This is a genomic window from Micromonospora avicenniae, from assembly GCF_900156065.1.
In the GTDB taxonomy this organism is placed as follows: domain Bacteria; phylum Actinomycetota; class Actinomycetes; order Mycobacteriales; family Micromonosporaceae; genus Micromonospora; species Micromonospora avicenniae.
The window spans coordinates 35,210-49,512 of record NZ_FTNF01000009.1 but is presented as its reverse complement, the minus strand read 5'-3'; the positions used below and the strand labels follow the sequence as shown (position 1 = coordinate 49,512).

13 protein-coding genes are annotated in these 14,303 nt (G+C 73.0%); 9 read left to right on the top strand and 4 right to left on the bottom strand.

Annotated features, from left to right (window positions below; translation table 11 throughout):
- Window positions 1-68: 68 nt before the first annotated feature.
- From BXA10_RS15640 to upp, 4 genes are all read right to left on the bottom strand, one after another.
- Window positions 69-746 carry a GOLPH3/VPS74 family protein gene (locus BXA10_RS15640; RefSeq protein WP_076471102.1) on the bottom strand — a complete coding sequence of 226 codons (678 nt, stop codon included), beginning with the start codon at window positions 744-746 and terminating at the stop codon, window positions 69-71.
- 100 nt (window positions 747-846) lie between these two features.
- The gene (locus tag BXA10_RS15635) at window positions 847-1,887 is read right to left on the bottom strand and encodes a CU044_5270 family protein (RefSeq protein ID WP_076471101.1); all 1,041 of its coding nucleotides are present in this window, start codon (window positions 1,885-1,887) and stop codon (window positions 847-849) included.
- A 10-nt stretch (window positions 1,888-1,897) separates the two neighbouring features.
- The gene (locus BXA10_RS15630; RefSeq protein WP_076471100.1) at window positions 1,898-2,428 is read right to left on the bottom strand and encodes an RNA polymerase sigma factor; all 531 of its coding nucleotides are present in this window, start codon (window positions 2,426-2,428) and stop codon (window positions 1,898-1,900) included.
- 227 nt (window positions 2,429-2,655) lie between these two features.
- Window positions 2,656-3,288, bottom strand: coding sequence for a uracil phosphoribosyltransferase (upp, locus tag BXA10_RS15625; protein WP_076471099.1), 633 nt, complete (start codon window positions 3,286-3,288; stop codon window positions 2,656-2,658).
- A 143-nt stretch (window positions 3,289-3,431) separates the two neighbouring features.
- Between upp and deoC the strand changes: the two genes are divergently transcribed.
- The 9 genes from deoC to cydC all read left to right on the top strand — a co-directional run bounded on the left by deoC (window position 3,432) and on the right by cydC (window position 14,237).
- Window positions 3,432-4,391: a deoxyribose-phosphate aldolase gene (gene deoC, locus BXA10_RS15620; protein ID WP_076471098.1), complete on the top strand. Its 960-nt coding sequence runs from the start codon at window positions 3,432-3,434 to the stop codon at window positions 4,389-4,391.
- 5 nt (window positions 4,392-4,396) lie between these two features.
- A complete protein-coding gene (locus tag BXA10_RS15615; protein WP_076471097.1) occupies window positions 4,397-5,827 on the top strand; it encodes an aldehyde dehydrogenase family protein in 1,431 nt (476 codons plus the stop codon).
- Window positions 5,820-6,644: an aldehyde dehydrogenase family protein gene (locus tag BXA10_RS15610; RefSeq protein ID WP_076471096.1), complete on the top strand. Its 825-nt coding sequence runs from the start codon at window positions 5,820-5,822 to the stop codon at window positions 6,642-6,644. Before BXA10_RS15615 ends, BXA10_RS15610 begins: the two co-directional genes overlap by 8 nt.
- A 171-nt stretch (window positions 6,645-6,815) precedes the next feature.
- Entirely contained in the window at window positions 6,816-7,307 is a 492-nt protein-coding gene (locus tag BXA10_RS15605) for a BlaI/MecI/CopY family transcriptional regulator (RefSeq protein WP_076471095.1), read from the top strand.
- A gap of 10 nt (window positions 7,308-7,317) precedes the next feature.
- Complete coding sequence (locus BXA10_RS15600) at window positions 7,318-8,223, top strand: M56 family metallopeptidase (protein ID WP_076471094.1); 906 nt, start codon at window positions 7,318-7,320, stop codon at window positions 8,221-8,223.
- Between the two features lie 124 nt (window positions 8,224-8,347).
- Window positions 8,348-9,595 (top strand): cytochrome ubiquinol oxidase subunit I, encoded by a 1,248-nt coding sequence (locus BXA10_RS15595; RefSeq protein ID WP_076471093.1) that lies wholly within the window; start codon window positions 8,348-8,350, stop codon window positions 9,593-9,595.
- Window positions 9,596-9,604: 9 nt separating this feature from the next.
- Window positions 9,605-10,612, top strand: a complete 1,008-nt coding sequence (gene cydB / locus BXA10_RS15590) for a cytochrome d ubiquinol oxidase subunit II (RefSeq protein ID WP_076471092.1) — start codon at window positions 9,605-9,607, stop codon at window positions 10,610-10,612.
- Window positions 10,609-12,282 (top strand): thiol reductant ABC exporter subunit CydD, encoded by a 1,674-nt coding sequence (gene cydD / locus BXA10_RS15585; protein WP_076471263.1) that lies wholly within the window; start codon window positions 10,609-10,611, stop codon window positions 12,280-12,282. The genes cydB and cydD overlap by 4 nt, the downstream gene beginning before the upstream one ends.
- Window positions 12,282-14,237 (top strand): thiol reductant ABC exporter subunit CydC, encoded by a 1,956-nt coding sequence (gene cydC, locus BXA10_RS15580; RefSeq protein WP_084752860.1) that lies wholly within the window; start codon window positions 12,282-12,284, stop codon window positions 14,235-14,237. The genes cydD and cydC overlap by 1 nt, the downstream gene beginning before the upstream one ends.
- The last annotated feature ends 66 nt before the right edge of the window (window positions 14,238-14,303 follow it).

Sequence of the window (14,303 nt, the reverse complement as noted above, 5' to 3'; positions counted from 1 at the left end):
CGTGTTGATCAAGAGCTTTGCGTCAGGAAACGCGGAGAACCTGACGCGAAGCTCTTGATCAACCGGGTTCAGCGGCGGGGGCCGAGGGCGGCGTCCACCGCTTGGGCCAGCGCGGCTACCACCAGACCCACCGAGGGGCGGACCACGGAGTCGTCCAGGCTGACCTCGCCGGAGAAGCCGGCGCCGCTGGCGATCTCCGCCAGCCGGTGCCGGGCGCTCTCGGCGGCTCCGTCGCTCAGCCCGAGCGCGGACTCCATGCGCAGCACGGCGACCAGCGTGGCCAGCGCGGCGGTCCGCTCGTCGGGGGCCAGGCCGCTGGTGAGCGCGTCGGCCAGCCGGCGTCGGGTGTCGGCTTCGACGGAGGCGTCGACCACCGGGTAGCGGTGTACGTGGATGAAGCCCAGCTCGGTCTCGTCCACGTCCCGGACCACACCCTGGCTGCACAGGTCACCCAGGATCCGGTCGCGCAAGCCGTGCCGGAGCCGCTGCACCCAGGAGGACGGGGTGTGCGGGCTGTCCCCGGCGATCCGGACGAGCACATCGTCGGCGACCGGCTCCCCGGTGGGCGTCGGATCGACCGCGGTCAGGTTCCCGTCGGTGAACGCGATCCGGCCCGCGAGAGCCAACTCGATCAGCACCGCCGCGGCCATCCCCAGGTCGAGGCTGATCCGCGGCATGGTCGCCTTGCCCGTCTCGTCGTCGTACGCGAGGAGGAGCAACTCTTCGGCGAGCGCAACACCAGTCATGGCCGCAGACGCTATCCGGTCCACGCACCCCACGCACCCACTGCGCGATGACGAGACGCCGCCGCGCCCGGGCGCCTCGTCATCGCCGCAGGCTGAGCGGTCAGTTCACCGTGTCGGTGCGACGGGCCTCGAGCATGAGCAGGTAGTGCAGCACGCGCCGGTTCGGTGCCGTCTCCAGGTATTCGTAGGCGAGCAGTTCGCCGGTCGACGGGTCGAAGACCAGCAACATCTGCGCCCGCTGCAGGCGCTCTCCCGGCGGCGGGACGAGGTCGGCGGTGACGGCGACGCCCCGGCGGCCGGCCCGGTCGACGACCTTCCCATGCCACACGAAGCCGGGCTTCTCCGCCAGTATGGTGAGGAGGTCGGCCCGAGTCCGCCGTGGCACGAGGTAGCTGCTGTAGAGCTGGTACGTGCGCATGACCAGTTCGCCCGCCGGCCGGTCGGTCCGGAGCCAGCGGGCGAGTTCCGCCCGGTCGGCCGGCAACCGCCGGTCCACCGGGTCCGGCGGGATCTCACGGATCCCTTGTGGCGGCCGGGTGGCCGAGGGGTCGGCACTGGGCGACCGCAGGCGCGTGGACCAGTATTCCCGGGACGCCGTGTCGGGGAACTCGACGCCCAGGGGCTTGTCTTCCTGCCACCGGCGGCCGTCGTCTGCCACAAATTCACGCCTCTCCCGCACGTCGCTCATCATGTGGCCCTCGGGCGACATCGTCGCCGAGCCGCCCCAGGACTTGGTGTGCCAGTACGAGTAACGGCCGCCGCTCGCGTCTTGCGGGGCGTCCACGAGGCGGGCGGCGAGCGCCCGTAGATACGGCCCGGCCGGTTCGCCCGCAGGGACCTCGTAGGCCACCGGCTCGAGCACGGTCCCGGTGACCGGGTGCGCGGGCGCGGTTCCGGTGGACGCTCCGTTCCGGAGCACCTGTGCCACCCCGGCGGGCCCGAGCACGGTCAACGCGGCGGCCGCGCCGACAAGCACGTTGCGCCGGGACGCGGCCCGCCGCGCCGGCCCACCCGGCGTGGCCGTCGCGTCCTCTGCCCGGAGGATCAGGTCGTGGGCGGTCAGGGGTGACGGGGGTACGACGGCGTCACGCGCCGGGTCGGCCGGGCCCATGAGCTCTCGGACCTGCTGCTTGGTGTGCATGCTGCTCCTCTCAGACATGGGTGGACGCCGGCCTGACGCCTCGAGCGGGGGCGGGGGTGGTGAGGGCGGAGCGCAGTCGGCGCCGGGCCCGATGGAGCCGCACGGCGGCCGCGGACCGGGTGCACCCCAGGGCGACGGCGGCATCGGCGACGCTCAGGTCCTCCCAGCCGACCAGCCGGAGGATCTCCTGGTCGAATTCGGGCAGCCTGCGCAGCGCCCGGTGCAGGTCGAGCACCGGCGCGACGGCGTCGGGCTCGACGATTCGTGCCGGCACGTGGTCCGCCTCGGCGAGCGTGAGCAGGCTCGGACCGCCGCGCCGGGACCGCCACCGGTTCGCCACGACGTGACGCGCGACGGCGTAGAGCCACGGAAGGGCGCGCTCAGGCACCTCGCCGCGCCGCCGCCAGACGACGACGAACACGTCCTGGGCGAGTTCGGCCGCCGAGTCGGCATCGGGAAGCCGACGCATGCCATATCTGACGATGTCCGGGTAGCGCGCGGCGTAGAGCTTGGTGAACCAGTCCTCGCCCCGCTCGCTCACCGGTTTCAATATCGATCTCCTGACCGCAGTACCTGACACGGACACCAGGTATGTGTCGGTTGCGGGGCGGATCGTTACCGGCGACCAGGCGGAAAGTCACCGGCCGGGGCGGGACGGCCTGTCGACCGGTGGCCACCCGCCTCGACGGGTAAGCGCTCGTTCACGGAAAGAGGGCCCATTCTGCGAGGAATGAGCCCTCTTTCCGTGAACGAGTGGGGCGGAGCGGGTCAGAAGCGGGGCATGCCGCCGAACTGGCGGTCGCCGGCGTCGCCGAGGCCCGGAATGATGAACTTGCGGTCGTTGAGACCCTCGTCGATCGAGGCGGTGACCAGTCGCATCGGCAGACCGGAGCGTTGCAGCCGTTCGATGCCGGCCGGCGCGGCGAGCACGCAGAGCACGGTGATGTCGGTGCAGCCGCGGTCGGCCAGCAGGCGGCAGCAGTGCTCCAGCGACCCGCCGGTCGCGAGCATGGGATCCAGCACCAGCACCGGCAGGCCGGTCAGGTCGCGGGGCAGCGACTCCATGTACGCGCGCGGCTCGAACGTCTTCTCGTCCCGGGCCAGCCCGACGAAGCCCATCGAGGACTCGGGCAGCAGGCCCAGCGCGGCGTCGGCCATGCCTAGGCCGGCCCGCAGCACCGGCACCAGCAGCGGCGGGTTCGCCAGCCGGGTTCCCTCGGTGCCGGTCACCGGCGTCCGGATGTCGTACCGCTCGACCGGGAAGGAGCGCGCCGCCTCGTACACCAGCATGGTGGTGAGTTCGTGCAGCGCCGCCCGGAAGGAGGCGGAGTCGGTGCGCTCGTCCCGCATGGCGGTCAGCCGGGACTGCGCCAGCGGGTGGTCAATGACGTGTACATCCACGATCGCTCAACCTACCGAACGGCCGGGCCCTGGCGTGCGGGTGCGGGCGAGCGGGGCGACGCCGCTCACCCGCAGCGAGCGCTCGCCGGCACCGTCGAACGTGACCAAGATCACCGTGTCGATGGATGCGTAGACTTCCTGGCATGACGGCGACAGCGACGTCGGCCCGGTCGGACCTCTCCGAGCTGGGACGATCCGAGACCGCTCTGCGGACCTTCCTGCACGGCCTGCCCGGCGTGGACCAGGTCGGCGCGGAGCAGCGGGCGGCACAACTCGGCACCCGCTCCATCAAGACCACCGCCAAGGCCCAGGCGATCGACCTGGCGATCCGGATGGTCGACCTCACGACCCTGGAGGGCGCGGACACCCCGGGCAAGGTGCGGGCGCTGGCCGCCAAGGCGTTGCGCCCCGATCCGGCCGACCCGTCCTGCCCGCACGTGGGCGCGGTCTGCGTCTACCCGGCGATGGTCCCGTACGTCGCCGAGGTGCTGAAGGGCAGCAAGGTGCACCTGGCCAGCGTCGCGACCGCCTTCCCGTCCGGCCAGGCGCCCCTCGACGTCAAGCTCGCCGACACCCGGGCCGCCGTCGAGGCCGGCGCCGACGAGATCGACATGGTGATCAACCGGAGCGCGTTCCTGGCCGGCCGCTACAAGGAGGTGTACGACGAGATCGTCGCCACCAAGGAGGCCTGCGGGGACGCCCACCTCAAGGTGATCCTGGAGACCGGCGAGCTGGCGACGTACGACAACGTGCGACGCGCCTCCTGGCTGGCCATGCTGGCGGGCGGCGACTTCATCAAGACCTCCACCGGCAAGGTTCCGGTGGCCGCCACCCCGCCGGTGACCCTGGTGATGCTGGAGGCGGTACGCGACTTCCGCGCCGCCACCGGGCGGCAGGTGGGTGTGAAGCCCGCCGGCGGGATCCGCACCACCAAGGACGCGATCAAGTACCTGGTGATGGTGAACGAGACCGTCGGCCCGGACTGGCTCGACCCGGACTGGTTCCGGTTCGGCGCGTCCAGTCTCCTGAACGACCTGCTGATGCAGCGCACCAAGCTGACGACCGGTGTCTACGCCGGTCCCGACTACTTCACCCTGGACTGAGCGCGATGTTCGAATACGCCCCCGCCCCCGAGTCCCGCTCGGTGGTGGACATCAAGCCCGCGTACGGACTCTTCATCGACGGCAAGTTCGTCGACCCGTCCGACGGCGGCAGCTTCAAGTCGATCAACCCGGCCACCGAGGAGGTGCTCGCCGAGATCGCCGAGGCCGGCTCCGGCGACGTCGACCGCGCGGTCCGGGCGGCCCGGACGGCGTACGAGAAGGTGTGGGGCCCGATGCCGGGCCAGGACCGGGCCAAGTACCTGTTCCGGATCGCCCGGATCATCCAGGAGCGCTCCCGCGAGCTGGCCGTCCTGGAGTCGCTGGACAACGGCAAGCCGATCAAGGAGTCCCGCGACGTCGACCTGCCGTTGGTCGCCGCGCACTTCTTCTACTACGCCGGCTGGGCCGACAAGCTGCCCTACGCGGGCTTCGGTCCGGACCCGCAACCCCTCGGCGTGGCCGCGCAGGTCATCCCGTGGAACTTCCCGCTGTTGATGCTGGCCTGGAAGATCGCCCCGGCGCTGGCCGCCGGCAACACGGTGGTGCTGAAGCCGGCGGAGACGACGCCGCTCACCGCGCTGCTCTTCGCCGAGATCTGCCAGCAGGCCGACCTCCCGCCGGGCGTGGTCAACATCGTCACCGGCGCCGGCGAGACGGGCCGGGCGCTGGTCGAGCACCCGGGCGTGGACAAGGTCGCCTTCACCGGCTCGACCGAGGTCGGCCGGGCGATCGCCCGGTCGGTCGCCGGCAGCCGCAAGAAGCTCACCCTGGAACTGGGCGGCAAGGCCGCCAACATCGTCTTCGACGACGCGCCGATCGACCAGGCCGTCGAGGGCATCGTCAACGGCATCTTCTTCAACCAGGGGCACGTCTGCTGCGCCGGCTCCCGCCTGCTCGTCCAGGAGTCGGTCGCCGACCGGGTGCTGGAGTCGCTGAAGCGGCGGATGGCCCAGCTGCGCCTCGGCGACCCGTTGGACAAGAACACCGACATCGGTGCGATCAACTCCGCGGCGCAGCTGGCCCGGATCAAGGAACTCTCGGACGCGGGCGCGGCCGAGGGCACCGAGCGCTGGTCGCCCCCGTGCGAGCTGCCGGACCGGGGCTTCTGGTTCGCCCCGACCATCTTCACCGGGGTCACCCAGGCGCACCGGATCGCCCGCGAGGAGATCTTCGGACCGGTGCTGTCCGTGCTGACCTTCCGTACCCCGGCCGAGGCGGTGGAGAAGGCGAACAACACCCCGTACGGGCTGTCGGCCGGAATCTGGACCGACAAGGGCTCCCGGATCCTCTGGATGGCCGACCGGTTGCGCGCCGGGGTGGTCTGGGCCAACACGTTCAACAAGTTCGACCCCACCTCGCCCTTCGGCGGCTACAAGGAGTCGGGCTACGGTCGCGAGGGCGGCCGGCACGGGCTGGAGGCGTACCTCAATGTCTGAGCGGGTCGCGGTACGCAAGACGTACAAGCTCTACATCGGCGGGAAGTTCCCGCGCAGCGAGTCGGGACGGTCGTACATCGTGCAGGACGCCAACGTCGCCCTCTCCTCCCGCAAGGACGCGCGCGACGCAGTGGTCGCCGCCCGCGCCGCCGTGAAGGGGTGGGCCGGCGCGACCGCGTACAACCGGGGTCAGGTCCTCTACCGCGTCGCCGAGATGCTGGAGGGCCGGCGGGAACAGTTCGTGGCGCTGGGCGTGCCGGGCGAGGAGGTGGACGCGGCGATCGACCGCTGGGTCTGGTACGCCGGCTGGTCCGACAAGCTCGCCCAGGTGTACGGCGGGGCGAATCCCGTCGCGGGCCCCTACTTCAACATCTCCGCGCCGGAGCCGACGGGCGTGGTGGCCGTGGTCGCCCCGGAGCGGCCGGCGCTGCTCGGGCTGGTCAGCGTGATCGCCCCGGCCATCGTCTCCGGCAACACCGTCGTGGTGGCGGCCTCGCCCGCGGAGCCGCTGGCGGCGATCACCCTGGCCGAGGTGCTGGCCACCTCGGATCTGCCCGGCGGGGTGGTCAACCTCCTCACCGGGAAGATCAGCGAGACGGTGCCGACGCTCGCCGCGCACATGGACGTCAACGCCATCGACCTGACCGGCGTGGCTGACGCGGGGCTGGCGGCAGAGCTGGAGATCAAGGCCGCGGAGAACCTGAAGCGGGTGCTCAGGCCGGCGCCGGCCGACCACGACTGGTTCGCGGACCCCGGAGTGACCCGGATGACCACGCTGCTGGAGACGAAGACGGTCTGGCATCCGAAGGGGGTGTGATCGCGGGTCACCGCCGGGTTTCCGGGGGAGCCCACCCACTCCGGGCGGTCAGGCTTGATCCCTCCGTGGGCGGGCTCCCCCGGAAACCTGTTCCGGTCGCGGTCCGTGGGAGGGGTCAGCTCAGGGGCGACTGCCGTGGGAGGGGTCTACTACCGGGGGTAGGATTCAGGTGTGACTCGGCTCGGTGATCTCGAACGTGCGGTGATGGACGTGCTGTGGGACTCGGTCCCGAGCACGTCCGACGGTGTGACCGTGCGCGAGGTCGCCGACGCGCTGGCCGGCCGGGAGCTGGCCTACACCACCGTGATGACGGTGCTGGACCGGCTGGCCGGCAAGGGCATGGTGCAGCGCCAGCGGGAGGGGCGGGCCTGGCGCTACCGGGCCGCGGCCAGCCGCGAGGCGCACATCGCCCAGCTCATGCTCGACGCGCTCGACCTCGGCGGCAGCCGGGACGCGGCGCTGGTGCGCTTCGCCCGCTCGGTGACCGGCACGGAGGCCGAAGTGCTCCGCGCCGCTCTCTCCGCCGAGGCCACGGGGGTGTCGCCGGTCGAGCACGCGACAGGCGGGGCCGGGCGGGCCGGCGCGTTGGCCGATCGGGTCGAGGCGCCGACCAGCACGAGGGCCGACCGCCCGACCTCGGCTGACGAGCCAGCGGACAGGTAGGGCGGCGGCCGTGGCGTACGCCCTGCACTTCTCCCTGACGATCCTGGCCTGCTGGGTGACCGCCCAGGTGCTGGCCCGCTCGACCTGGCCGTGGCAAAGCCCCCGGGTGGCGATCGTCTGCTGGCAGGCGGTGGGTCTGGCGCTCGGCCTCTCCGCGATGGGTCTGCCGATCGCCCTCGGGGTGAGCGCCTACGACCTTCCCCCCGGCAGCGGGCTGGTCGCCCTCTTCGACGACCTGCTGCACAACCGGCTCCCCGCCGGGGTCAACGCGCTGCACCTGAGCTGGGTGGGCATCGGCTTCGGGATCGGCGCGGTGCTGCTGACCACGACCGTACGCAGCACCCACGCCGCCCTGCGCGCCCAACGCCGGCACCGGGACCTGCTCGCCCTGGTGGCCCGGGACGACCCGGCCGTGCCCGGCGCACTCGTGCTCGACCACCCCAGCGCGGCGGCGTACTGCCTGCCGGGGGTGAAGCCGCGGGTGGTGGTGAGCGCGGGAACGCTGAGCCTGCTGGACCCCGCCGAACTGGACGCGGTGCTCACGCACGAACGGGCGCACGCCCAGGAGCGGCACGATCTGGTGCTGCTGCCGTTCACCGCGCTCGGCCGGGCCCTGCCCTGGCTCCGGTGGGTGCGCCAAGCTCACGAGCGGGTCGCCCTGCTGGTCGAGATGCGGGCCGACGACAAGGCCCGTGAGCTGCACGCCGAGGCTCCGCTGGCCGGCGCGCTGCGCCGCTTCGCGACCGCCGGGCACCGGATCACCCCGGCCGGCGCGCTCGGCCTGGGCGATCGTGACCTTGACGTCCGGGTGCAGCGGCTGCTGGTCGTGGACGAGCCCCGCCGGCTGATCGTGGTCACCGCGCTGGCCGTCGCGTCGACGTTGGTCATGCTCCCCATCTCGCTCTTCCTGAGCTGATCTGCCTCCACAACCACTACTACGCCCTGTCGTATAGTTGACTACGACAAGGCGTAGTAGTTATAGGTAGTAAAACTACGTGTAGGCTCGCTACGAAAAGCGAGTCAACTCGTTGGAGTGCCGGATGGACACCCTGCTCCTCGCCCGACTGCAGTTCGCCACCACGACCTCGATCCACTTCCTCTTCGTGATCGTCACGCTCGGCCTGGTCACCCTGCTGGTCGGCCTCCAGACGGCATGGGTGATCACCGGCAAGCAGAAGTACGAGCGACTCACCCGGTTCTGGGGCCAGCTCTACGTGATCAACTACGTGCTCGGCATCGCCACCGGCATCGTCATGGAGTTCCAGTTCGGCCTGAACTGGAGCGGGCTGTCGCGCTACGTCGGCAACGTCTTCGGCGCTCCCCTGGCGATCGAAACGCTCGTCGCCTTCTTCCTCGAATCCACGTTCCTCGGCATGTGGATCTTCGGATGGCACCGGCTGCGGCGCGGCGTACACCTCGCGCTGCTCTGGGGCGTGGCGCTGACCGCGTACGCCTCGGCGTTCTGGATCCTGGTGGCCAACTCCTGGTTGCAGAACCCCGTCGGCTACGAGGTCCGCGACGGCGTCGCGCACCTCACCGACTTCCCGGCGCTGCTCGGCAACCCCACCCTCACCATGGCCTTCGGGCACGTGGTCTCGGCGGCACTGCTGGTCGGCGGGATGCTGATGGCGGCGGTCAGCGCCGGGCACCTGATCCGCCGCACTCCCGACCACGCGCTGCACCGCACCGCGCTGCGGATCGGGCTGGTCACCGCAGCACTGTCGATCACGCTGGTGCAGGGCTTCGGTTTCGCCCAGTTCGGTCCGGTCGGTGCCGTGCAGCCCACGAAGTTCGGCGGCGGCGACGAGGCCCAGGCCATGATCGGCGAGTGGACCGCCCGCTTCGGCCCCGGCGACTACACGCCTCCGGCGCTGGCCAGCGCCGGGCTCGGCTTCATGATCACGATCGGGCTCACCCTCGGCGCGCTCTGGCTGCTGGTGCCGCTGCTCTGGCGTGACTGGATCATCCGGCTGCGCTTCCCGCTCTGGCTGCTGCTGCTCGCCCTCCCGCTGCCGTTCGTCGCGACGATCCTCGGCTGGATCGCGCGCGAGGTCGGCCGCCAGCCCTGGGTCGCGTACGGACTGCTCCCCGTCGACCAGGCGGTCTCACCCGTCGGCGCCCCGGTCATGCTCACCTCGCTGATCGGTTTCAGCCTGCTGCTCGGCACGCTCGCCGTCACCAACTGGGTGCTCATCGCCCGGCACGCCGCTCGCGGAGCGCAGGACCCGGCCCTCGGCCGCCCGCCGGGGCAATCGATCCACCTCCGTACCGAGCCTGCCTTCACGTGAGGAGCTGACGTGGAACTCATCTGGTACGTCCTGCTCGGCCTCTTCTTCGGCACCTACCTGGTGCTCGGCGGCTACGACTACGGCGTCGGCCTCTCGCTCGCCCGCAACGCCGACCCCGGCCGGCGCCGCGCGGCGCTCAACGCCGTCGGCCCGTTCTTCCTCGGCAACGAGGTCTGGCTGGTGGCGGCCGTGGGCATCCTGTTCGGCGCCTTCCCCGTGCTGGAGGGCGAACTGCTCTCCGGCTTCTACCCGGCGGTGCTGGGCGCGCTCGCCGGGGTGATCCTGGTGACCGCCGGGGTGCAGCTGCGCAGCCGGCCCGCCCACGAGCGGGTCCGCGCCCGGTGGGACCGGGTGGTGGTCGTCGGCAGCGCGCTCGCCGCCCTCGGCTGGGGGGCTCTGCTCGCCGGGCTGCTCCAGGGCGTACCGCGCGACACCGACGGGCACGTCGTCGGGCTGACCCACCTCGTCACCCCGTTCGCGGCCACCGCCGGACTGGCCATGGTCGCGCTGGTGGCGGCGCACGGTGCGACCTTCCTCACGCTCCGGCTGCCGGCCGACGACGCCGCCCGAACCGGTCGGCTGGCCCGCCGGCTGCTCCCGGTGGCGCTCGCCGCGATCGGCGTGGCCACCGTCGTCGGCCTCCTCTCCGAACGCGTACGGGCGACCGCGCAGCAGCCGCTGGCGGGTGTACTGCTGCCGGTGCTGCTGGTCGCGGCGCTGGTGGTCGCCCGCGCGGCGCTCACCCGCGGGCGCGCGGGTGTGGCCTTCACCGCCACTGCGGTGGCCCTCGCGCTGCCGGTGGCGCTGGTCGGCGCGACCCTCTGGCCCTACGTGCTGGTCTCCACGACCGACCCGGGCGCGTCGCTGACCGTGGCCGACGCCGCCGCCAGCGCACCGACCTTGCGCCTGCTCGGCTGGCTCGCGATGCCGCTCCTGCCGGCCCTACTAGGCTTCCAACTGATGTGTTGGTGGGTGTTCCGGGGACGGACGGACGGCAGAGCACCGGTGTACTGGTGAACCGCCGCCCCTTCGACCCACGTCTGCTGCGTCGGGTCCCCGCGGCCCGCCGCGATCTCGCCCTGCTCGCCCTGCTGGGTGCGCTCGCGGCTGGGCTGGTCGTCGCGCAGGCGACCACGTTGGCCGCCCTGCTCGCCACGGCGTTCGACGGGCGGCTGGACCGCCCCGCGCTGGCCGGCTTCGCCGCCACCGTCGCGGCCCGCGCGCTGTTGGTGTGGGCGCAAGGCACCGTCGCCGCCCGGGTCGCCGCGACCGTCAAGGCCGCGCTCCGCGCCGACCTGCTCGCCGCCGTCGGCCGCAACGGGCCGGGCTGGGTCGCCGGGCAGCGGGCCGGGCAGCTCGCCACGCTGGCCGGACGCGGACTCGACGCGCTGGACGCCTACTTCACCGGGTACCTCCCGCAGTTGGTGCTCAGCGTCACCGTTCCGCTGGCCGTACTCGCCCGGATCGGGCTCGCCGACTGGAGTTCGGCAGTGATCATCGCGCTGACGCTGCCGCTGATCCCGATCTTCGGAGCACTGCTCGGCTGGCAGGCTCAAGCGGCCACGGAACGTCAGTGGCGCCGCCTCTCGCTGCTCGGCGGTCACTTCCTCGACATGGTCGCCGGGCTGCCCACCCTGCGCGCCTTCGGCCGCGCCCGGGCGCAGGTCGGTGTCGTACGCCGGATGGCCGACGGGCACCGGGTCGCCACCATGCGTACGCTGCGCATCGCCTTCCTCTCCGCCCTGGTGCTGGAGCTGGTGGCGACCCTCTCGGTGGCGCTGGTGGCGGTGCCGGTCGGCATCCGGCTGCTCGGTGGCGGAATCGCCCTGCAGACCGCGCTGCTGGTGCTGCTGCTGACCCCGGAGGCGTACCTGCCGCTGCGGGCCGCGGGCAGCCGGTTCCACGCCAGCCAGGAGGGGCTCACGGCGCTGAACGACGCGTTCGGGGTGGAGGCGGGCGCGCCCACCTCGCCCGCATCGGAGAGCCGCATCGTTCCGGACGGGCGCGGCGAGATCCGGTTCGAGTCGGTGACCGTGGCGTACGAGCGGACCGTCGCGCTGCGCGACGTGACGCTGACCGTACGGCCGGGCGAGAAGATCGCCGTGGTCGGGCCCAGCGGCGCCGGTAAGAGCACGCTGCTGGGGCTCCTGCTCGGCTTCGTGACCCCGACCAGTGGCCGGGTCACGGTCGGCGGCGTGGATCTGGCCGACGTCGACCTGGACGCCTGGCGCCGCCAGCTCGCCTGGGTCCCGCAGCGCGCCCACCTCTTCGCCGCCTCGCTGGCCGACAACATTCGCCTCGGCGCCCCGGACACCCCGGACGCGGCGCTCGCCGAAGCGGTCCACGACGCCGCGCTGGACGAGGTGGTCGCCGGCCTTCCCGACGGGCTCGGCACGGTGCTCGGCGAACGCGGGCACGGCCTGTCCAGCGGGCAGCGGCAGCGGGTGGCACTGGCCCGGGCCTTCCTCCGGGACGCGCCTGTGGTGCTGCTCGACGAGCCGACCGCACGGCTGGACAGTGCCTCCGAGGCGGTGGTGCTGGCCGCCACCCACCGGCTGGTGGCCGGGCGGACGGCACTGCTGGTGGCGCACCGCCCCGCACTGCTCTCCGACGCCGACCGGATCCTGCGGATCGAGGACGGCCGGGTCACCGAACTGAGCCCCGTACCGACCGGGGAGGCCTCCTGATGAGCACCGCGCCGCGCGAGCCCGCACCCGGTACCGCCGGCCCCGCCCCGGACGGCGCAGCCGAGGTCGACGTCGCCAGGGCCGGCGCGCTCGGCCCCGCCGCCGCCGCCGGTGTGGCCGTTCCGGCGGAGTTCGACATCGCCGGTCCCGCCGCGATCGACCCGACCGCCGGGACGGCCGAGCGCCCCGGTCCCGGTGTCCGGACGGGTGCCGCCGAGCGGGCGGTACTGCGCCTGGCCCGGCCGTACCTGGGCCGCCTGGTCGGCGCCGGGCTGCTCGCCGCAGCCACCGAGTTCGCCGCGCTGGCCCTGATGGCGACCGCGACCTGGCTGCTGATGAGCGCCGCCGGGCGGCCAACGCTGGACCGGCTCACCGTCGCCATCGTCGCCGTGCGTGCGCTCGCGATCAGCCGGGGCGTGTTCCGCTACACCGAACGACTGGCCGGGCACGACGCCGTACTGCGGATGATCACCGACGTACGGGCCCGGGTGTTCGCCACGCTCGCCGCCCGCCGCACCGCTCCACCCCGCAGCGGCGACGCGCTGAGCCGGCTGGTCTCCGACGTGGAGGCGGTCCAGGACCTGCTGCTGCGGGTACTCGTGCCGGGCGCGGCCGCGGTGCTGGTCAGCCTGGTCGCGGTGGGCGGGGCCGCGTTCATCTCGCCGCCCGCCGCGGGGGTGCTCGCGGTCGGGTTGCTCGTCGCCGGGCTGGCCCTGCCCGTCCTGGCCACCACGCTGACCCGGCGCAGTGCCGCCGAGCTGGCACCACTGCGCGGCGCGCTGGCCGCCGACGCGATCGACCTGACCCACGGCGCCGCCGACCTCGCCGCGTTCGGTGCCACCGGTTCGGCGCTGCGGGCCGCCACCGGACGCGCCACCCGGCTGGCCCGGCTGGAACGTCGCCTCGCCGCCGCCGGGTTCGCGGTGGACGCCGTCGGCACCCTGGTCGCCGGGCTCACCGCCGCCGCGGTGGTGCTCGTCGCGCTGTCCGCGGGCGTGCCCGGCGTACTCGTCGGCGTGCTGGCCGTGGGCACCCTGAGCGCCGTCGAGATCGCGTTGGCACTGGTCGGGGCGGCCCGGCAACGCACCCAGCTCGGCGCCGGCCTGACCCGGGTGGCCGTCCTGCTCGGCGACACCGCGGTGGGCCGCCCCGCCGCACCACTGCCCGACACCACGTCGGACCTGGTCGACCGCGGGCACGACATCCGGCTCGACGAGGTGACGGTCCGGTACCGGCCGGGCGCCGCGCCCGCGCTCGACCGGGTGAACCTCGAACTGCCGGCCGGCCGGCGGATCGCGGTGGTCGGCCCGAGCGGCGCCGGCAAGAGCACGCTGGCCGCCGTCCTGACCGGCGCCGTACGCCCCAGCGGGGGGCAGGTGACCGTCGGCGGACGCGACGTGACGACGTACCCGGAGGACGAGTTGCCGGGGCTGATCGGCGGGCTGCTCGCCGAGGCGTACGTCTTCCACGCCACGGTCCGGGAGAACCTGCTGCTCGGCCGGTCGGGCGCGGACGAGGACGAGCTGGTCGCGGCGACCGCCGCTGCCGGCCTGCTCGACTGGGTACGCGACCAGCCCGCCGGCTGGGACACGGTGGTCGGCGAGGAGGGTGGGCAGCTCTCCGGTGGACAGCGGCAGCGCTTGGCGCTGGCCCGGGCGCTGCTGGCCGCACCGCCGGTGCTGCTGCTGGACGAGCCCACCGAAGGGCTGGATCCGACGGCCGCCGACGCGGTGCTCGCCTCGGCGCTGGCCGCCACGCCCGCCGGGCACTCGGTGCTGCTCATCAGCCACCGGCTCACCGGGCTGGCCGGGTTGGACGAGATCGTGGTGCTCGACGCCGGCCGGGTGGTGCAACGCGGCCGGCACGCGGAACTGGTCGCCATCCCCGGCTGGTACCAGGACCAGTGGCTGCTCCAGGAGGCCGCTGAACGCGGCTACCTCGCTCTGGCCCCCTGACCGTTCTCCGGGTCGGACCAGGGTATTACCGGACAGCACGAAAGCGCCGGACGTGGCAGGGTGGCC